The 20383-nt window shown below is 50.8% G+C and carries 21 protein-coding genes; 9 read left to right on the top strand and 12 right to left on the bottom strand.

Translation table 11 applies throughout. The annotated features are described in order from the left end of the window. The first annotated feature begins 4 nt into the window (after positions 1-4). From pqiB to rmf, 3 genes are all read left to right on the top strand, one after another. Complete coding sequence (pqiB, locus tag FDX24_RS06190) at positions 5-1645, top strand: intermembrane transport protein PqiB (protein ID WP_048212114.1); 1641 nt, start codon at positions 5-7, stop codon at positions 1643-1645. Beyond that, on the top strand, positions 1642-2205 hold the full coding sequence (gene pqiC / locus FDX24_RS06195; protein ID WP_048212113.1) for a membrane integrity-associated transporter subunit PqiC: 564 nt from the start codon (positions 1642-1644) through the stop codon (positions 2203-2205). Before pqiB ends, pqiC begins: the two co-directional genes overlap by 4 nt. A gap of 256 nt (positions 2206-2461) precedes the next feature. Beyond that, positions 2462-2629: a ribosome modulation factor gene (gene rmf / locus FDX24_RS06200; RefSeq protein WP_003035871.1), complete on the top strand. Its 168-nt coding sequence runs from the start codon at positions 2462-2464 to the stop codon at positions 2627-2629. A gap of 121 nt (positions 2630-2750) precedes the next feature. Here the strand turns inward: rmf and fabA are convergent, their stop codons facing one another. After that, positions 2751-3269: a bifunctional 3-hydroxydecanoyl-ACP dehydratase/trans-2-decenoyl-ACP isomerase gene (gene fabA, locus FDX24_RS06205; RefSeq protein WP_003035875.1), complete on the bottom strand. Its 519-nt coding sequence runs from the start codon at positions 3267-3269 to the stop codon at positions 2751-2753. A 68-nt stretch (positions 3270-3337) separates the two neighbouring features. Then, positions 3338-5098, bottom strand: a complete 1761-nt coding sequence (locus FDX24_RS06210) for a Lon protease family protein (RefSeq protein WP_048212112.1) — start codon at positions 5096-5098, stop codon at positions 3338-3340. 185 nt (positions 5099-5283) lie between these two features. On the opposite strand from FDX24_RS06210, the gene matP reads away from it, so the two are divergent. After that, on the top strand, positions 5284-5736 hold the full coding sequence (gene matP / locus FDX24_RS06215; protein ID WP_005123520.1) for a macrodomain Ter protein MatP: 453 nt from the start codon (positions 5284-5286) through the stop codon (positions 5734-5736). A 98-nt stretch (positions 5737-5834) separates the two neighbouring features. Here matP and ompA read toward each other — a convergent pair whose 3' ends face one another. Then, entirely contained in the window at positions 5835-6884 is a 1050-nt protein-coding gene (ompA, locus tag FDX24_RS06220) for a porin OmpA (protein WP_048212110.1), read from the bottom strand. Positions 6885-7239: 355 nt separating this feature from the next. Further along, entirely contained in the window at positions 7240-7749 is a 510-nt protein-coding gene (gene sulA, locus FDX24_RS06225) for an SOS-induced cell division inhibitor SulA (protein WP_040231828.1), read from the bottom strand. 216 nt (positions 7750-7965) lie between these two features. Here sulA and FDX24_RS06230 point away from each other — a divergent pair, with 216 nt between their 5' ends. After that, on the top strand, positions 7966-8580 hold the full coding sequence (locus FDX24_RS06230) for a TfoX/Sxy family DNA transformation protein (RefSeq protein WP_048212109.1): 615 nt from the start codon (positions 7966-7968) through the stop codon (positions 8578-8580). Here FDX24_RS06230 and yccS read toward each other — a convergent pair. After that, a complete protein-coding gene (gene yccS / locus FDX24_RS06235) occupies positions 8558-10711 on the bottom strand; it encodes a YccS family putative transporter (protein ID WP_005123516.1) in 2154 nt (717 codons plus the stop codon). The genes FDX24_RS06230 and yccS overlap by 23 nt on opposite strands. Before the next feature lie 18 nt (positions 10712-10729). Next, positions 10730-11176 (bottom strand): YccF domain-containing protein, encoded by a 447-nt coding sequence (locus FDX24_RS06240; RefSeq protein WP_005123514.1) that lies wholly within the window; start codon positions 11174-11176, stop codon positions 10730-10732. Between the two features lie 125 nt (positions 11177-11301). Between FDX24_RS06240 and helD the strand changes: the two genes are divergently transcribed. Then, positions 11302-13356, top strand: coding sequence for a DNA helicase IV (gene helD / locus FDX24_RS06245; RefSeq protein WP_137364004.1), 2055 nt, complete (start codon positions 11302-11304; stop codon positions 13354-13356). Positions 13357-13391: 35 nt separating this feature from the next. On the opposite strand, the gene mgsA is transcribed toward helD, so the two are convergent. After that, complete coding sequence (gene mgsA / locus FDX24_RS06250) at positions 13392-13850, bottom strand: methylglyoxal synthase (RefSeq protein ID WP_048212106.1); 459 nt, start codon at positions 13848-13850, stop codon at positions 13392-13394. A 93-nt stretch (positions 13851-13943) separates the two neighbouring features. Continuing rightward, a complete protein-coding gene (locus FDX24_RS06255) occupies positions 13944-14606 on the bottom strand; it encodes a DUF2057 family protein (RefSeq protein WP_048212105.1) in 663 nt (220 codons plus the stop codon). A gap of 172 nt (positions 14607-14778) precedes the next feature. On the opposite strand from FDX24_RS06255, the gene FDX24_RS06260 reads away from it, so the two are divergent. Beyond that, on the top strand, positions 14779-15192 hold the full coding sequence (locus FDX24_RS06260; RefSeq protein ID WP_006685217.1) for a CoA-binding protein: 414 nt from the start codon (positions 14779-14781) through the stop codon (positions 15190-15192). A 74-nt stretch (positions 15193-15266) separates the two neighbouring features. Here FDX24_RS06260 and hspQ read toward each other — a convergent pair whose 3' ends face one another. Together hspQ and rlmI are read right to left on the bottom strand one after the other, a co-directional pair. Further along, on the bottom strand, positions 15267-15584 hold the full coding sequence (gene hspQ, locus FDX24_RS06265; RefSeq protein WP_005123508.1) for a heat shock protein HspQ: 318 nt from the start codon (positions 15582-15584) through the stop codon (positions 15267-15269). A 57-nt stretch (positions 15585-15641) separates the two neighbouring features. Further along, positions 15642-16832 carry a 23S rRNA (cytosine(1962)-C(5))-methyltransferase RlmI gene (gene rlmI / locus FDX24_RS06270; RefSeq protein ID WP_115602288.1) on the bottom strand — a complete coding sequence of 397 codons (1191 nt, stop codon included), beginning with the start codon at positions 16830-16832 and terminating at the stop codon, positions 15642-15644. A gap of 94 nt (positions 16833-16926) precedes the next feature. Here rlmI and yccX point away from each other — a divergent pair, with 94 nt between their 5' ends. After that, on the top strand, positions 16927-17208 hold the full coding sequence (yccX, locus tag FDX24_RS06275; RefSeq protein ID WP_101742817.1) for an acylphosphatase: 282 nt from the start codon (positions 16927-16929) through the stop codon (positions 17206-17208). On the opposite strand, the gene tusE is transcribed toward yccX, so the two are convergent. After that, a complete protein-coding gene (gene tusE / locus FDX24_RS06280) occupies positions 17205-17534 on the bottom strand; it encodes a sulfurtransferase TusE (protein WP_048212102.1) in 330 nt (109 codons plus the stop codon). The genes yccX and tusE overlap by 4 nt on opposite strands. An 88-nt stretch (positions 17535-17622) precedes the next feature. Continuing rightward, positions 17623-18282 carry an FtsH protease modulator YccA gene (gene yccA, locus FDX24_RS06285; RefSeq protein ID WP_003035917.1) on the bottom strand — a complete coding sequence of 220 codons (660 nt, stop codon included), beginning with the start codon at positions 18280-18282 and terminating at the stop codon, positions 17623-17625. 270 nt (positions 18283-18552) lie between these two features. Here yccA and FDX24_RS06290 point away from each other — a divergent pair, with 270 nt between their 5' ends. After that, on the top strand, positions 18553-20181 hold the full coding sequence (locus tag FDX24_RS06290; protein ID WP_115643630.1) for an ABC transporter substrate-binding protein: 1629 nt from the start codon (positions 18553-18555) through the stop codon (positions 20179-20181). Positions 20182-20383: the final 202 nt, after the last annotated feature.

The raw sequence follows: 20383 nt of genomic DNA on the forward strand, positions 1-20383 counted from the left end.
CAGCATGGAATCTAAAAGTGGGGAAGCCAAAGTGCAGAAGGTAAAAAACTGGTCGCCCGTGTGGATATTCCCGATCGTCACTGCACTCATTGGCGCATGGGTTCTGTTTTACCACTACAGCCATCAGGGGCCGGAAGTCACGTTGATTACGACCAATGCCGAAGGTATTGAAGGGGGCAAAACGACGATTAAGAGCCGCAGTGTGGACGTCGGCATCGTTGAGAGCGCAACCCTGACGGATGATCTGACCCATGTGGAGATTAAAGCGCGTCTTAATTCCGGTATGGAAAAGCTGCTGCATAAAGATTCTGTTTTTTGGGTTGTGAAGCCGCAGGTGGGGCGTGAAGGTATCAGTGGCCTGGGAACGCTGTTGTCCGGGGCATATATTGAGCTGCAACCCGGTAATAAAGGCAGCAAGCTGGAAAATTACCAATTGCTCGATTCTCCACCGCTGGCGCCGCCTGATGCGAAAGGGATCCGCGTGATCCTGGACAGTAAAAAAGCCGGTCAATTGAGTCCGGGTGACCCGGTGCTGTTCCGTGGATATCGCGTGGGCTCGGTTGAGACCAGCACGTTTGATGCTCAAAAACGCACGATCAGCTACCAGCTTTTCATCAATGCGCCAAACGATCGACTGGTAACCAGTAATGTCCGTTTCTGGAAAGACAGCGGTATTGCCGTCGATCTCACTTCGGCAGGTATGCGAGTAGAAATGGGCTCGCTCACGACGCTGTTTGGCGGTGGGGTAAGCTTTGACGTACCGGAAGGGCTGGAGCAAGGCCAACCGGTTGAACAGCATTCCTCTTTTAATCTGTATGACGATCAAAAAAGTATTCAGGATTCCTTGTATACCGATCACATTGATTACCTGATGTTCTTCAAGGATTCAATTCGTGGTCTGCAGCCGGGTGCGCCGTTGGAATTCCGTGGTATACGCCTGGGTACAGTAAGTAAAGTGCCTTTCTTCGCGCCAAATATGCGCCAGGTATTTAACAATGATTACCGCATTCCTGTTCTGGTGCGTATTGAACCTGAACGGCTGAAAGCGCAGTTGGGTGAAGACACCGATGTGGGGGCTCATCTTGCTGAGTTGCTCAAACGTGGGCTGAGAGGCTCATTGAAGACGGGGAACCTGGTGACCGGCGCGCTGTATGTCGATCTCGACTTTTACCCGAAAGAGCCGCCAATTACAGGGGTACGCGAGTTTAATGGTTATCAAATTATCCCAACAGTGAGTGGCGGTCTGGCGCAGATTCAGCAACGTCTGATGGAAGCGTTGGATAAGATTAATGGCCTGCCGCTGAACCCGATGATTGAGCAGGCAACCAATACGCTGTCGGAAAGCCAGCGCACGATGAAGCATCTGCAAACTACGCTGGATAACATGAATAAGATCACGTCCAGCCAGTCGATGCAGCAGCTTCCTGCGGATATGCAGAATACGTTACGTGAACTGAATCGCAGCATGCAGGGCTTCCAGCCGGGTTCTGCGGCCTATAACAAGATGGTGGCAGATATGCAGCGTCTTGATCAGGTACTGCGTGAACTGCAGCCGGTTCTGAAAACGCTGAACGACAAGAGCAACGCGCTGGTGTTTGAAGCGAAGGACAAAAAAGATCCAGAGCCGAAGAGGGCGAAACAATGAAAAAGTGGCTAGTGGTGATGATGGCGGTCTGGCTGACGTCATGTAGCTCCAGCGGAGAGAGTAAAAGCTATTATCAGCTCCCCATTGCGCAAGGGGGGGGACAAAGTTCAGCTAATCAGGGCAATCGCCTGTTGTGGGTTGAACAGGTTGCAGTACCTGATTACCTGGCGGGGAATGGTGTGGTGTACCAGACCAGCGACGTGAAGTATGTGATAGCAAATAACAATCTCTGGGCCAGCCCACTGGATCAGCAACTGCGTAATACCCTTGTCGCAAATCTCAGTATGCAACTTCCTGGTTGGGTGGTCGCTTCTCAGCCGTTGGGAAGCACTCAGGATACGCTTAACGTGACGGTGACAGGCTTTCACGGACGTTACGACGGCAAAGTGATTGTCAGCGGTGAATGGTTGCTGAATCACCAGGGGCAATTAATCAAGCGTCCGTTCCATATCGAAGTTGTACAGACGCAGGATGGCTACGATGAAATGGTGAAAGTTCTGGCCAGCGCCTGGAGTCAGGAAGCGACGGCAATCGCCCAGGAGCTGAAACGCATTCCATAAGCTTAAATAATTGTAAATTATGCCGCCTCAGGCTCATCGCCAGAGGCGGTTTTTTTTATTTTTTTAGCAGTTGAGGTAGCTGTTCTGACAGAGAATTTTTGTACAAATGATTTACCAGCTAGCTCACAAATATGACACTGGCGTGAATTTTGCGCATTGACGAGTCTAATGTTTAGGGGTATTCGTTTAGTGTGATTGCACACTTAGTAATCACTGTTTTCTTTTCCACCAGACCTAAAAATGAGGGAAACGAGGCATGAAGAGACAAAAACGAGATCGCCTGGAACGGGCACATCAACGTGGATATCAGGCCGGCATTGCCGGACGCTCAAAAGAAATGTGTCCCTATCAGACGCTGAATCAGAGGTCATACTGGCTGGGAGGCTGGCGAGAAGCCATGGGGGATAGGGTTTTAATGGCCTGATTCTGTCTCTTTAGATAAAAGAAACCTCCGCTAAGCGGAGGTTTCGCCTTTTGTAGACCGGCAAAATAACGTGCGCTGCCATTCGGCCATGTCGCACTGCCAGACCTACAGATGTCTGCGATTAGAACGCCGAGGTGTCCTGGAACAGACCCACTTTCAGATCATTTGCGGTGTAGATCAGGCGACCATCAACCAGCACTTCACCATCAGCCAGACCCATGATCAGGCGGCGGTTAACGATGCGTTTGAAGTGAATGCGGTAAGTGACTTTCTTCGCGGTCGGCAGAACCTGACCTGTGAATTTCACTTCGCCCACGCCCAGTGCACGGCCTTTACCTTCGCCGCCCAACCAGCCGAGATAGAATCCAACCAACTGCCACATGGCATCCAGACCCAGACAACCTGGCATTACCGGATCGCCGATAAAATGGCATCCGAAGAACCACAGGTCCGGGTTGATGTCCAGTTCAGCTTCCACATAACCTTTGTCAAAGTTGCCGCCGGTTTCGGTCATCTTGATGACACGATCCATCATCAGCATGCTTGGTGCAGGCAGTTGTGGGCCTTTAGCACCAAACAGCTCACCGCGACCAGAGGCAAGAAGGTCTTCTTTTGTATAGGATTCGCGTTTATCTACCATGTTCTCTGTAAGCCTTATTTTATTGAAGCACGCAGGATAGCTAACACGTGTACGCTGAACAAGTCCGATCAGTTCGGAATAATCCAATTCAGCCAACGTAGCGGCCATGGAAAACGGTGACGGCCTTCCTGTTGCGTTGCCGCAGCAATACGCTCCTGGATAGTTTGCATCAGCGTCGTCTGACCTTCTCCATCCCACACCAAATTTAATAGCAGTGGCAGCGCATCGGTCACGTCGTCTACTGCCCAGATAGTGAATTTTTCTTCTTCAACAGCCTGCAACAGTGCGGGTGGCAGGCTCAGATGTCTGACGTTGGCTGCAGGGATAATCACACCCTGAGTCCCCGTTAATTCACGCTGCTGGCAGATGGCAAAGAAGCCTTCAATTTTCTCATTCAGACCGCCGACAGGTTGAGCACGACCAAACTGATCGACAGAACCGGTTATCGCGATGCTTTGATTGACGGGAACGTCAGCGAGAGCGCTTATTAGCGCACACAGTTCTGCCATAGAGGCGCTGTCACCGTCTACTTCACTGTATGATTGCTCAAATGTCAGAGAGGCAGAGAACGGTATTTGCTGTTCAAGCTGGAGTTCCGACATCAGGAACGCCTGCATAATCATCATACCCTTGGCATGAATATTTCCGCCCAGCTCGGCTTTACGTTCAATATCGGTAAATTCGCCATCGCCAATATGCACGACGCAACTGATACGTGAAGGTTCACCAAATGCGCGGGGATGACCTGGAAATTCGATCACCGACAGGGCGTTTATTTGCCCAATACGCTCGCCTTCCGTTTCAATGAGGATCTGCTCTTGCAGGATCTCATCCTGCATCCGTTCAGAGAGGAATCCTTCTCGCCATTCACGCTGAGCAAGCATCAGGCTCAATTGCTCCGCAGTGCAGGTATCACTGTCGCAAAGAGGGGCCACTTCTTTGAGCTGGCGGGTGATCCATAGCGGATTAAGCGGCAGCGTATCCTGTTCGCCGGTATAGCGAACGGCTTCGCGGATGAGAACCTGCCAGGCATCGGCAGCGGGATAGGGCAGATTGTTGCGGCGGGCAGTATGCGTTACCCACTGACACCACTGTGTCATGGTTTCGGCATCCACTATCTGCAAGTTATCTTCAAATTCGCTGTAGATAGCCTGTTCTGCCAGTTCTGGTTCCATTTCCTGGAAGTCTGCCAGCGATTCACGTTCGCCGACCAACACCACTTTCAGTTTAAGCGGCATAGAAGGGACGGAGACTGGCAGGGGGCGAGACTCATCAAAGGCCACCCAGTCAAAACGTTCGTGGCTGACAATGGCTTTCAGGCGCATCCACAACAACGGCTGAGCCAGAAGTGTGCGCAATGAGATAACCAGCACACCGCCGTTGGCCTGATGGACCAGTCCCGGTTGCAGCGTAATTTCGCCATTGAACTGGCGCAGACAGCCAAACAGTTGTTCGGCCTCAACCCAGTCAGCATTAACCACCTGAGTTAACGTCGCAAAGTTGTCGTCTGCTTTCTCTGCTGCGCGGTAACGAATAGTGTGGCCGGATACATCGTAATGCCCCCCGGTTAACTTATCGGCATCCGCATGCAAGGTACGTGCAGCCGTTGCAATAAGATTGAGATACTCCAGCTCTTCGGGCGCTTTCACCAGCATAAACGAGGACGTAGCCCAGTGCTGAAGAAGTTGCTCTAGCGCGAATTGTAAACGTGGCTGAGTATCACTGAGTAAGGTGTCGGTGTCGTCAGTGACGTGCGGCTGTGCAAATATTTCCTGATAGCTATCGGTATCAGGAACCAGATCACGCCATGCAAGTTTCGTAATGGTCAAAGTTGATGTTTTTTAGTCTGTTGTAAAAAACGAGATTATACCGTAACCATCAGCACTGCACACGTGGAAAGCGCCGCTAAACGAATGTGATGACGAGCGACAGTTCACAGGCTGGATATTCTTTTCTTCAGATGCCGAAAAAGCTGATATTCTGATAAGAGTTACACGGTAACATTGAGATCGCAATGAAATATCAACAACTTGAAAATCTTGAAAGCGGATGGAAATGGAAGTACCTGGTGAAGAAGCATCGCGAGGGGGAGTTGATTACCCGCTATGTGGAAGCCAGCGCTGCCAAAGAAGCCGTTGATTTGTTGCTAACCCTCGAAAATGAACCGGTTCGGGTCAACGCCTGGATTGAAGAATACATGAACCCAGCACTGCTCAATCGTATGAAGCAAACGATCCGGGCGAGGCGTAAGCGGCACTTTAATGCAGAACATCAGCATACGCGTAAGAAATCGATCGATCTGGAGTTTATGGTCTGGCAGCGTTTAGCCGGGCTTGCGCAGCGACGTGGTAAAACGCTCTCAGAAACGATTGTGCAGTTGATTGAAGATGCGGAACATAAAGAAAAGTATGCGAACAAGATGTCGACATTGAAACAGGATCTACAGGCGTTACTGGGTAAAGAGTAGGGTACGGGTAACGTCAATATGGAGCGTGTCTGTGCTTTTGCATGATATGTAGGTGAAAAAAAACCCCGCCAGGCGGGGTTTTTTTATAAGACGATAACTTAAGCCTGAGGCTGAGTTACAACGTCTTTGATGCCTTTAACTTCGATCTCAACACGACGATCCGGAGCCAGGCAGTCGATCAGCGCAGCGCGAGCTTTCACGTTGTCACAGGTGTTGCCGGTAACCGGGTTGGATTCGCCCATACCACGTGCGGAGATTTTGTCAGAAGGAATACCTTTAGAGATCAGGTAATCAACAACAGACTGAGCACGTTTCTCAGACAGACCCTGGTTGTAAGCGTCAGAACCGATGCGGTCAGTGAAGCCCAGAACAACGACGGAACCGTCTTTCGGATCCAGGTTGCTCAGCTGGCTGTACATCTGATCCAGAGCCTGCTGGCCTTCTGGTTTCAGAGTCGCTTTGTTGAAGTTGAACAGAACGTCAGACTTCAGAGTGAAGTGTTTGGTCTGTACTTCTGGAGCCGGAGCCGGAGCCGGAGCAACTACCGGAGCTGCTTCTTCCTGCTGGCCGAAACGGTAAGAAACACCAACGCTCAACAGACCGTTGTCTGGACGACCACCAACGGTGTTCGCGTCACCGATGTTGTTGGTCCACTGGTATTCCAGACGGGTAGCGATTTCAGGAGTAATTGCATACTCTACGCCGCCAGCGAATACTGGAGATACACCAGTGTCGTGGTCTTTGAAGCCGTCGTTGTTTTTAGCATCTGCACGCCAAACCATACCACCCAGACGGGTATAAACGTCCAGATCGTCAGTGATTGGGTAACCCAGTTTAGCGGTCAGCTGAACGCCCTGAGCTTTGAATGCGCCATTTTCAGTGTTGCCTTTGTACGGCATACGACCTAACCAGTCGTAACCCATTTCAAAACCAACGTACGGGTTAACCTGGTAACCACCGAACGCACCAGCACCCAGTTGGCTTTCGTGGGTCGGTCCGTTGTTGTTGATCTGATTGTTGCCGATGTCATGGAACTGGGACCAACCCAGTTTAGCACCAGTATACCAGGTGTTATCTTTCGGAGCGGCCTGCGCCACGGTAGCGAAACCAGCCAGTGCCACTGCAATTGCGATAGCTGTCTTTTTCATTTTATGCGCCTCGTTATCATCCAAAATTCGCCATGAATATCTCCAGAGAGATAACACGGTTAAATCCTTCACCCGGGGACCAGTTCAATAGTTACTCTACCGATATCTGCGGCTTACGCCGAGCACCCCTGGCGATGTAAAGTCTACAACGTAGTTGAAAACTTACAAGTGTGAAGTCCGTCAGGCATATGAAAAAAAAAGGCTTGTATACACAATATTTAACATTTGTGGATGATTAATTGTACAGCTACTATCGCGGAAACCGCTTCACACAGGCGTTCTCACAAAAAAGGTGTTAAAGCTCAAAGCCGAATTTGAGGGTGAAAAAAAATTCCAGGATAAATCCTAATTTTACTTAATGATACAAATTCGAGTGAATTTTTAGCCCGGAATGCTGTCTCCCCGCAAGTGTCTGAGCGCGTACAGGACGCATGATAAATCCCATCGCATTGCCTTCATCTGCTGCTTTTACCAGCTCGGCATGTTCATCTTCGGTTAATTCTTCCGTCAGCCAGCCAATTACGACGCTGTAGTTACCCGTGCGTAGCGCACGAACCATAGATTCCAGCGTATTGCAGGGAGAGAGTTGGCTAATTTGCATGACTTTCGTCAATGGAAGCCCGGCCGACTGCACCCACTCCCGGCTTAGTTTTTGCTGAGGCGTCAGCCACAGCTGCCAGCGCGACTGCTGACCTAATTGCTGAAGCAGGGGAAGCAGCAGGAGCTGCGTCATCATGGGCTGGTCCTCGCGATAGACCACTTCACTGATAAGCCCAGCGGTAGTGTGCTCTGACGACACGCGCGCAATTTTGCTTGCTGTGGAAGAGAACGACGAAGAACGATTTGCATAGCCTGAAGTGTACATAATCAATCCAGCCCTGTGAGTTACTGTATGAATATACAGTAACCCTGCTATCACCAAAGATCAACCTTATTTTCTGAAACAGGTTCGCAGTTTTTGGTTGTTGTTACGGGAAAAACAAAATTCATCTTGCCCCTTGCGAATAAGTTGCCTATTTTCGTCATTAACGGATCCGCTACTGCAAATCATTTTATTACGTTATGATTTAAAAGGATTTTTATGAAAAAACTTTCTTATGCAAGGATCTATAAATCACAAGAATATCTGGCGTCATTGGGGACTATTCGTTACCGATCGCTGTTTGGGGGTTATAGCCTGACGGTTGAGGACACGGTATTCGCCATGGTCGCCAGTGGCGAGTTATATCTTCGGGCCTGTGAACAGAGTGCGCAGTACTGTGTAAAACATTCCCCTGTCTGGCTGACATTTATAAAACGTGGACGTCCGGTGGTGCTCAATTATTATCAGGTGAACGATACGCTGTGGCAAAACCAGCAACAACTGGTGTCGCTATCACGGTATTCACTGGATGCGGCGTTAAAAGAAAAGCAAAGTCGTTTTGCACAGCATCGCCTGCGTGGACTGCCGAACATGACATTCCATCTGGAAACCCTGCTGAATGAAGCAGGTATAAAAGATGAAAGCACATTACGCATGTTGGGGGCAAAAATGTGCTGGTTGAAACTGCGACAGGTTAATCCCGCCCTGACGGTGAAAATACTCTATGCCCTTGAAGGCGCAATTGGGGGAATTCATGAGGCGGCACTCCCGGCGATTCGTCGCCAGGAGCTTGTGGAGTGGGTGAGTTCTCTTACGCCTGAACCGGTGTACTAGACGGCAATGCGGCAATTTGCTGCTGTAATCGTCTGATTTCTGGTAGTAGCGCTATCAATAGGCCAACTTGCTGTACGACCAGTGGTTCTTTACTGTCCGGGCGTGGTTCAAGATGCTGAATCCGTTGCTTCAGTCCTTCAAGCGCCTGGTATACGCGCTGCTCGTCAGCGGGTTGATGATGAAGTGCATCATCAACATAGCAAACGGCATCGTCCAGTAATGCCAGAACGTCCGGGTTGGTTAACTGTTCACGGTGTGCGCCCAGTGCCGAGATATAACTGGTAAAGGTATGGTTGAGGCACAGCAAGCGGAATGCCGTTTCGCGCGTTTGGGCAGTGACATCCGGTTCACTCGACATATTCGACACCACGGATGCCAGCTCCGCATCACGATTATGCGCATCGCGGCGCGCAATACGGTATGCCAGACGATTGTCTCGCCCCTGATGATACTGTTCGAGAATGGCATCAAGGTAACGACAGTTTGCATCGGTCGCCCGTTCAATCACCCGTGGCAGGTTGCGAAAGCGCCAGTCTGGCCAGATGAAACTGACGGCTGCCCATGCGATGGCACAACCAATCAGCGTATCGATGACGCGCGGCAGTGCGACTTCAAACCCTTCACCAAGCAGGTTAAAGCACAGCAATACCAGCAGCGTGATAAACATTGTGGCATGTGCGTACTGAACATTGCGGAAAGCAAAAAAGAGCACGCCGGTGATCACCAGCAGTATTAATTGCCCTTCCAGCGATGGGACGAACCACAGGATGGGCAGTCCAATCGCTATCCCGACTAATGTGCCGATAATCCTTAACGCCAGACGATGTCGTGTGGCGTTGTAGTTGGGCTGGCAGACAAACAGGCTGGTCAGCAGGATCCAGTAGCCATGGTTCATGCCCGTTATCTGGATAATGGCGTACCCGACGCAGAGCACCAGAGACATGCGAACCGCGTGGCGAAACAGCGCCGACTCTGGCGTAAAATTGCGACTCAGACGCAGCCAGATATCACTGAATCCGTGCGGACTGTCATCGGCAAGCTGATTTTCTGACTCATTGCGCGAGAGTACCTGAGCCTGTTCAGACTCAATGGTGGCCAGTTGCGCATCGATAGCCCGCAGGTTCGATAGTAAGAATCCCAGCGTATTGAGCAGATCTGCAGGGGCACCGCTTGCACGCATGCGCTCAAGGGCAGCATCTATATGTGTAAAGACTCGCTCAAAGTGTGGATCGTGCTGGTAAGGGGTGCGTAGCAAAATGCAGCGAGACAGTTGCGTACAGGCTTGTCCCTGCATCGACATTAGTCGCTGGAAACGAAACATCACATCGCTGTGACGGAAATGGTCGCGTAGCGTCTGGTACTGAATATGTGAGGAACTTGCGCGTTCGTGAATATCCTGCGCGACAAAATAGTAATGCAGTGTGCGGCGGGTTCCTCGCTGTCCGCGGTCACCGCGCAGACGGGTCAGTAATGATACTTTTGTTTGGTTCAGCGTCGCCATCAGTTGCCCATTGGCCAGCGCTAACTCATACAAGGGGGCCTGACTTTCATCTTCAATGTCGGGATCAAAAAGGCGGGATTTCAGCTCCAGGTAGTGTGCCAACTGTTCGTAGCTGCGTGCCAGATTGTCCTGCAGTGGACGAATCGGGAACAGAAGGTGACCGATGAGCGTCAGAAGGTTATACCAGATGGCGCCTGCAAGCAGCAGGATCGGTTGCTGATACCACTGGTCGTACAGTGATGTTCCCAGCATGGTGTAAATGGCGATCAGTAATGCACCAAAGGCGATGGTCGCATAACGCTGGCCTAAGCCTCCCAGCAGTATAAAGCCGCTGGTGGAAAGCGTTAATCCAATAGCAAACAGCCATGGCCATGGGAAGAGCAATTCGACGGAGGCCGAAGCAATGAAAAAGCAGATCAGCGTAATAATCAAATTACGCAGACGACCCGCGAGCCGATCGTCCAGATCGGTCAGCGCGGCAGCAACCATGCCCAGCGTGAGCGGGATGGTCAGTTTGACGTCACCCAGCCACCACGGCAGCGCCGTAGTGCCGCAGAGCGCGATAAAAATCCGCACGTAGTACAGCCAGGTGCTGTTCCAGGTATAGCGTTTAAGCAGTGGACTTAACATAAAGGCCATCAGTTCCGATTATTCAAAGCGACGACGCGCGTTGGCTTCGCGTGCGGCACGGGCAACTTCGACTGAAACCACGCGACGACCAACGGGCCAGAGTGCAATTGCGGCGATTTTAAAGTTCGCAATACCAACCGGAATACCAATAATCGTAATGCACTGGGCAATACCGGAAACAATATGCATCAGGCACAGCCACCAGCCGAAGAAAATCAGCCAGAAAATGTTGAGCAGCGTACCGCCGGTATTCAGAAGCACGTTTTTACCCGCCGGGTTGAGTTCATCAACGTGAATCGCCTCATTACCGTAGGGGAACAGCGACAAGCGTGTGATTTCCCAGCAGGAGCGGGTCAAGGGTAGTGTGAAGATAAGCACGATACTGACTAACGTCGCCAGTAACCAGGCTAAGGTGGTGGCGAATCCCCCAAGCACAAAATTTAAAATATTCAGAACAGTACGCATAAACCCTCGGTTAACTCTGGTTTTCTGTGAGTTTGGCAATTGTAACGTTTTTTTGGGCTGGAGCACGTTTTCTCTGGCGGTTACACTGATAAGCAAACCTCTTCGTGTGGATCCGCGTAAGTCTTATGGAACTGAAAGCAACTTCTCTGGGAAAACGTCTGGCGCAACACCCTTACGATCGGGCCGTTATTCTCAATGCCGGCATTAAAGTCTCTGGCGACCGTCATGAGTATCTTATTCCATTCAATCAGTTACTGGCTATCCATTGTAAAAGGGGCCTGGTATGGGGTGAGCTGGAATTTGTGCTTTCTGATGATAAAGTTGTACGCCTTCACGGCACTGAATGGGCGGAAACCCAACGTTTCCACCATCATCTGAACATCCTCTGGCAGCAGTGGAGCCAGGAGATGAGCGACGTCGCTGCGGGAGTTTTACAGCAACAGCTGGATGCGATTGCGGCGCGTACCAGTGATAACAAATGGCTGACGCGCGAACAAACGTCAGGGCTGCAGCAGCAGATCCGCCGTGCCTTTGCCGCGCTACCGCTCCCGATCAACCGACTGGAAGAATTTGATAATTGCCGTGAGGCGTTGCACCAATGCCAGGCATGGTTGAAGGACATTGAAGCCTGTCGCTTACAGCACAATCAGGCATACACCGATGCGATGCTGGCGGAGCATACCGAGTTTTTCCAGAAGATTGAGTCTTCACCGCTGAATCCAGCCCAGGCTCGTGCGGTGGTGAATGGCGAGCAGTCGCTATTGGTGCTTGCGGGGGCAGGAAGTGGCAAAACATCCGTTCTGGTTGCGCGTGCAGGCTGGTTGCTGGCGCGGGGAGAAGCGGCCGCTGAACAAATCTTGCTGCTGGCGTTTGGTCGCAAAGCCGCTCAGGAAATGGATGAGCGCATTCGCGAACGACTGAATACGCAAGACGTCACCGCGCGGACGTTTCATTCACTGGCGTTGCATATTATTCATCAGGGTAGCAAAAAAGTTCCGACAGTCAGCAAACTCGAAAATGATACTGCCGCCAGAAATAAGCTGTTTATCGCCACATGGCGTCAGCAGTGCAGCGAGAAAAAAGCCCAGGCTAAAGGCTGGCGACAGTGGCTGGAAGAAGAGATGCAGTGGTCCGTGCCAGAAGGCAATTTTTGGGACGATGAAAAATTACAACGTCGTCTGGCCTCACGTCTGGATCGCTGGGTTAGCCTGATGCGTATGCATGGTGGAGCACAGGCGGAGATGATCGCCAATGCGCCGGAGGCGATCCGCGACCTGTTCAGCAAACGTATAAAGCTGATGGCGCCGTTACTCAAGGCCTGGAAGAGTGCTCTGAAAGAAGAGAATGCCGTCGATTTTTCTGGATTGATCCATCAGGCGATTGTCATTCTGGAGAAGGGACGCTTTATCAGCCCCTGGAAGCATATCCTGGTTGATGAATTTCAGGATATATCCCCACAGCGCGCCGCCCTGTTAGCCGCATTGCGCAAGCAAAACTCACAGACCATGCTATTTGCCGTAGGGGATGACTGGCAGGCCATTTACCGTTTCAGTGGTGCACAACTTTCGTTAACTACCGCCTTCCGGCAACACTTTGGTGAGGGCGATCGCTGCGATCTGGATACGACATACCGTTTTAATAGTCGTATTGGCGAAATAGCCAATCGGTTTATCCAGCAAAACCCGCATCAGCTTAAAAAACCGCTCAATAGCCTGACAGCAGGCGACAGGAAAGCCGTCACTCTGCTCGATGAAAGTCAGCTGGATGCGCTGTTGGATAAGCTATCCGGCTTTGCGAAAGCAGAAGAACGCATACTGGTGCTGGCGCGATATCACCACCTCAAACCTGCCAGTCTTGAGAAAGCAGCGACCCGCTGGCCCAAACTACAGCTGGACTTTATGACTATTCATGCCAGTAAAGGACAGCAGGCGGATTATGTCATTGTCGTTGGGCTTCATGATGGCAACGATGGTTTTCCGGCCCCGGCCCGTGAGTCGATTATGGAAGAAGCATTACTGCCAATGGTCGAGGATTTTCCGGATGCAGAAGAGAGAAGGTTGCTCTACGTGGCACTTACCCGTGCCCGGCATCGGGTGTGGTTGCTGTTTAATAAAGACGCGCCATCCTGTTTTGTTGATGAACTAAAACAACTGGATGTCCCGGTAGCGAGAAAACCCTGAAGAACAGGCGGCGACGGCGGCCGCCTGTCTGGCGATTATTTGAGGCGCTCTGCCAGATAACGGGCGTAATCAGGGATCAGGATGTCCGTTGCATCGTTGAAGTTTGGCGACTGGATAATAAAATCGGCGGTAGATACGTTGGTGGCAACCGGAATATTCCAAACTGTGGCCAGGCGCAGAAGGGCTTTAACATCCGGATCATGAGGCACGGCGTTGAGTGGATCCCAGAAGAAGATCAGCACATCAATTTTCCCTTCAGAGATCAGTGCGCCGACCTGCTGATCGCCGCCCATTGGACCGCTAAGCATGGCGTTGACATCCATGCCGGTCGCGCGTTGAATGAGATTTCCTGTCGTGCCTGTCGCATAGAGGACATGCTTTTCTAACAATGGCTGGTGGCGTTCCACCCAGCTCATCAGCATCTGTTTACAGTGATCATGTGCAACCAGCGCAATATGCTTACGCGCCGGTAAAGTGCGAGTCGTCAGTTCCATAGTACAGCTCCCAAGTTAACCTTATTACAGAGTACTGGAAGCGTTTGACGCTGCAAGAGAAAGACAAAAAAAATGCGTAGGTGAACATAAACGTCATGAGGGTGGCTGTTTCTCTGCCCATTGCAGAAAATTACTTCGTGTTTGCGCATCGGCCTGGCCAAACCAATATTTCAAACGCTGTTCGGTGAGTGTTTGTGACTGCGGCGGCACCCGATCCAGTTCAGAAACCCCTGAGAGCAATGCGCTGTCATCTGCCATCATAGTGGCAAATTGTGGGAGTGAAGCATGCTTAGACGATTTGTTATAGCGTTCAGTCTCGAGTTCATAATCCACGATTTTTGCCGATGAGGTAATCGACAAAATATCCAGCTTGACCGGAATGGGCATGGAATCGCCATCTAATAGTTCCACACGGGGAGCTTCATCGAAATGCGTTGCGTCACGTTCGTTGTTCAGACGGGGGAGATGAAAATTGACCTGACTAACTAACTGAGTATCAAAACTGATGACCAGCGGAGGAGAAATATACAGACGTTCTTCATGGCTGGAGAGACGAATCGTTTTCTCAACGCGAAAGACAAGCTGATGCCGACCATTCTCCAGCTCAATACTGTCGGCACCGCGCAGTAAAGAGCTGGACACCTTTTTTCCGTCCAGCACCAGCAGGTCAATATCATTAGACAGGCGCAAAGAGGTCGCACAAACGGTTACCGGCAAAAACAGAGCAATAAGGGCTGTCACAATGCCGGTTTTCATAAGGTTCTCCTGTCCAGAAGATTTCTGTATAAGATGTATCTAAATTTTTCGACAATCATGTTTACTAACATATAGACATATTTTCCAGTTTAGCTCTCATGCGCCAGTATGGGATGAATGGTTGTGACGTCAGCTTTGTCGTACACTTTGCAAAACAGCCTGGAGGAAGACGATGAAAGAGACCGATATTGCTGGCATTTTGACATCTACTCGTACGATTGCGCTGGTAGGAGCAAGCGATAAACCCGATCGCCCGAGCTATCGGGTGATGAAGTATTTACTCGATCAGGGTTATCACGTTATCCCCGTGTCTCCTAAAGTTGCCGGAAAAACACTGCTGGGGCAGCAGGGCTATGCGACACTGGCAGACGTACCAGAGAAAGTGGATATGGTGGATGTCTTTAGAAACTCAGAAGCAGCATGGGGAGTCGCACAGGAGGCTATTGCTATTGGTGCGAAGACTTTGTGGATGCAGCTTGGCGTGATTAATGAGCAGGCTGCCGTGCTGGCGCGCGATGCGGGCCTGGCGGTAGTGATGGATCGTTGCCCGGCGATTGAAATCCCCAGACTGGGACTAGCGAAGTAAGGTTGTACTGTTGCCGGATGGCGCATTGTATATCCGGCCTACAACGGTGTTTGTCGTAGGCCGGAGAAATGTTGTCAGTTGCGCAGGCGTGGAGCCTGGAGCTGTTTACGGATTGTCCGTGCCAGTTCATCCATCGATGGTTGCTCTGGATGTTCTTCCTGTAGCTCGCTACTCAACTGTGCTTCAGCCAGATACGTATGTACTGGCAGGCCATTATCGTCTTCCATCACCACGTGATACCAGGGAGCGGCGCGAAGTTCGTCGTTAACCGCCAACTCATCAGGTGACGGGTCATCAAGCGAATATTCCGGGTCGATATCCACGACCACTCCGAGGTAACCTAACAGGGAATGGCGGACCTGCTGGCCGATACCGAATTTGCTGGCAATCATAGTCACCTCCCGGGAAATAGATACCCTCTATGTAAGGGTAATATTCCACTTTTCAAGTTACATGATGCGACAGGCAAACCCTTTCAGATACAGCCCTTCCGGGTAGGTAGCGATCACAGGATGATCGGCGGCCTGACGGAACTGCTCTATAAATTGTACATCACGCCCGGCATCTATTGCGGCATCGGCGATGATTTTCTGAAATAAATCGGTGGTCATCAATCCGGAGCAGGAGAATGTCAGCAGTACGCCACCCGGATTCAGCAACTGAATTGCCAGCATATTGATGTCTTTATAGCCACGGCAGGCGCCCATCAACTGGCTCTTGTTTTCGACAAACTTCGGCGGGTCCATCACGATAACATCAAATTTCTCACCACGATCGCGATAGGCACGCAGCAACTTGAACACGTCATCACGCACAAACTCAGCTTTGCTCAGATCCAGCTTGTTCAGCTCTACGTTCTGGCGGGCAATATCGAGCGCTTCCTGGGAGGTGTCGACGCTGACCACCTGACGGCATCCGCCCATTAAGGCTGAGACAGCAAAGCCGCCGGTATAAGAGAAACAGTTCAGGACACGTTTGTTTTCCACGTAACGACGCGTGGCCAGGCGGCTGTCACGCTGATCGAGGTAATAACCGGTTTTATGTCCGTGCTGAATATCAACCAGCAGTTTCATCCCGTGCTCTTCAATCGGCAGTAGAGCTGGCGGCAGTTCACCCGTGACGGGACCCTGAGTCAGTTCCATGCCTTCTTTTTTACGCACGGCAACATCGCTACGGTCATAAATTGCGCACTCCGGGAAGACAACCTGCAGGGCGCTAATCAATGCGGCGCGTTGATATTCAGCACCGGCGCTGAGCAACTGCAATACCAGGAAGTTGCCGAAGCGGTCAATGGTGACGCCCGGCAGACCATCGGATTCGCCGGCGATCAGACGGTAGCTATCCAAACCATCTTTGTTCGCCAGCCAGTCTCGCCATTTCTGTGCCTGTTGCAGACGGCGGGTAAAGAAATCAATATCGATGGATTCAGACTTGTCGAATGTCCAGACGCGTGCACGGATCTGCGACGCGGGTGAGTACGCGCCGCGTGCTAACCATTTACCCTGATGGTCAACAATATCGATGGTTTCACCGAGGTTGGCTTTACCTTCCATACGTGCGACGGCACCGGAAAATACCCACGGATGGCGACGAAGTAATGATTTTTCGCGCCCTTTGGCTAACACTAAACGTACACTCATAATTTACTATTCTGTCAATTCAAAGAAATGGGCGCCATTGTCCTGAGTTTTACGTGTATTTGCAACGCGCACCGCGATGATAAGGAGAACCATAATGTCGAAAGTCTGCATAATTGCCTGGGTCTATGGCCGGGTACAGGGGGTGGGGTTTCGCTATACCACTCAGCATGAAGCGCAACGGCTGGGATTGACTGGCTACTCGAAGAATATGGATGACGGCAGCGTAGAGGTTGTCGCCTGCGGTGAAAGCGACCGGGTGGAACAACTGATGAAGTGGTTAAAAGCCGGGGGCCCGCGTAGCGCCAGGGTAGACAGAGTCCTCAGCGAACCGCATCGGCCTGGCGAAGAGTTAACGGGATTTAGTATCCGCTATTAAATACATTTGACCGGTTTTGGCAGACCGGCAATTTTGGTTGCCTGCTTGGCCGGACCTTTCGGGAACAGGCGGTAGAGATAACGGCTGTTGCCTTTCTCTTCGCCAAACTTATTGGCCATCGCTTTGACCAGCATACGAATAGCGGGGGAGGTATTAAACTCCAGATAAAACTCGCGCACAAAGCGCACTACTTCCCAGTGTTCAACTGACAGCGTAATTCCTTCGTTTTCAGCAATGGCAACTGCCAGCGGTTCGCTCCATTCGGTTGTGTCTTTTAAATAGCCTTCGCTATCAGTACTGATTTCTTTACCTTCAAAGATCAACATAATTCTTCACTGCGTTAGTCAAACTGGCGGCAGTTTACCAAAAAAGAAAGCCCCGCATAAGCGGGGCTGGATAATGTACGTGGTCATTTTAATCGCGGCTGGCGAAGCCCAGAATGCTAAGCAGGCTGACGAAGATGTTGTACAGCGATACATACAGGCTGACGGTTGCACGGATGTAGTTGGTTTCACCACCACGGATGATGTTGCTGGTTTCAAACAGGATGGCACCTGAAGAAATCAGGATAAACACCGCGCTAATCGCCAGATGCAGCGCTGGCAGTTGCAGGAAGATATTCGCAACCATACCAATCAGCACCACCACGATACCTGCCATCAGCATACCGCCGAGGAAGGACATGTCTTTACGCGTGGTCAGAACATACGCAGAGCAGCTGAAGAAGACCAGCGCCGTACCACCCAGTGCCATACCGATCACGTCACCCATACCTGCCGACAGGTAAGTGTTCAGAATCGGTCCCAGGATGTAACCCAGGAAACCGGTGAAAGCGAAAGCAGACAGAATACCTACTGGTTTATCTGCCGTTTTGTAGGTCAGGAACATCAGACCATACATACCAACCAGCGTCAGAATCAGACCCGGAGATGGCAGCATCAGTACTGTACTGGCAGTTGCGGTGATCGCTGAAAACGCCAGCGTCAGGCTGAGCAGGAAATAGGTATTACGCAGCACCTTATGTGTGCTGAGTAGCGATGTACGATCGCGCGAAGAACTAATAATACGATCCATGAGTCACTCTCTTATGACAGATGTAATTAATGATGGAGGATAATGAAATCAAGGGGAATGACACAGCGGTTTTACCCATCTTTACGCATTTTAACCCGCCAGGCTTAAGCATATTATTTCAACAAAAGCTCCCGAATCAGATGTTAGCACTATAAGTGCGAAAATGTCAGATCCACCTCTCCCAGGTAACTGAAAAATATTGCGTTATTCCCGAATCTCTCTGACAGTGACAGCGGTGTTTACATAAAACAGAGCAATAAGGTAAAGGGAATGACTCAACATAAATCGAAGATATTGACGTTTACGCTGTTGGCTGTCTGTTTGATGTCTATTAACGGCGCGGCAAGGGCGGCAAATGTGCCTGCAGGTACACTACTTGCAGAAAAACAGGAGCTGGTCAGAAACAACGGCAGTGAGCCAGCCTCACTGGATCCGCATAAAGTCGAAAGCAACGTTGAGTTTAATTTAATCAGCGATATGTTCGATGGGCTGGTGGCCGTAAACCTGGATGGCACTATTGCGCCCCGTCTTGCTGCCTCCTGGGAGAATAAAGATAACACTGTCTGGACCTTCCATTTACGCCCAGGCATAACCTGGTCAGATGGATCGGCTATTACTGCACAGGATGTCGTCTGGAGCTGGCAGCGCCTGGTTTCACCGCAAACTACCTCACCCTATGCCTCTTATCTGGGCAATATGCATGTCGCAAATGCGGTTGATATTGCTCAGGGGAAAAAAGATCCCGCGACGCTTGGAGTCAAGGCGCTGAATGACACCACGCTGGAAATTACCCTGACGCAGCCGACAGCGGCATTTTTAGCGATGCTGGCGCATCCATCGCTGGTGCCGCTGGATAAAGTGCTGATTGGCCGCTTTGGCGATAAGTGGACTCGTCCGGAGCACTTTGTCAGCAGTGGTGCGTATAAGTTGTCGCAGTGGGTCGTCAACGAGCGGATTGTTGCCGTGCGCAACCCGCATTACTGGGACGATCAGCACACGGTCATTAATAAAGTGACGTATTTGCCCATCAGTTCAGAGGCTGCAGACGTTAACCGTTACAAAGCCGGGGAAATCGATATTGTTTTTAGTGTTCCGGTCAATCAGTTCGCTCAATTGAAAAAGACGATGGGTGATGAACTCCATGTCTCACCTCAGCTTTCAACTTATTATTATCAGTTTAATACCACGCGTGCGCCGTTTAACGACCCACGCGTGCGTCGGGCGTTGAATATGGCGCTGGATAAGGACATCATCGCACAAAAGGTGATGGGACAGGGACAGCGTGCGGCGTGGGTTATCAGCCAGCCTGAAATTGGCGGGGTAAAATTACACGCGCCGGACTACGCATCATGGCCACTCGACAAACGCATTGCCGAGGCAAAAAAACTGCTGGCGGAAGCGGGCTACGGCCCTGAGCATCCGCTTAACTTAAATCTGCTCTACAACACCTTCGAAACGCATCAGCGAATCGCGATTGCCGCCTCGTCAATGTGGAAGAAAAATCTTGGCGTTGAGGCAAAACTGCAGAACCAGGAATGGAAAACGATGCTGGATACCATGCACACCGGCAGTTTTGACGTCGTACGCTATGCATGGATAGCGGATTACGACGATGCGTCGAGTTTCCTCAATATTTTCCGCACAGGTGATAGTGAAAACACCACCCGATACAGTAATCCAGCCTTTGACGAAGCGATGCACAATGCGGCGAAAGCAACTTCGCTCCAGGAGCGAGGCAAATATTACCAGCAGGCTGAAGACCTTTTAGGGGAAGATGTGCCAGCGATTCCGGTTTACCACTATGTTCGTACCCATCTGGTGAAGCCATGGGTGGGGGGATTTGCACCGGATAACCGGGGAAACTACTACACCAAAGATATGTACATCAAAAAACAGTAAACAGCAGCAGCCCGGATTTGTGCTGAATAAACGGTCAATTTGTTGTTATTTAAGTCGATTAACAACATTTTGGCTGTTTTTCAGGCAAACGAACACATTGGTGCTTTACAGGTTCGTTCGGGATGTTTATAGTGCGCCTCATTGGAAGCGTGGCCGAGCGGTTGAAGGCACCGGTCTTGAAAACCGGCGACCCGAAAGGGTT

Origin of the sequence: Citrobacter sp. wls716 (assembly GCF_005280975.1) — a bacterium.
Lineage (GTDB): Bacteria > Pseudomonadota > Gammaproteobacteria > Enterobacterales > Enterobacteriaceae > Citrobacter > Citrobacter youngae.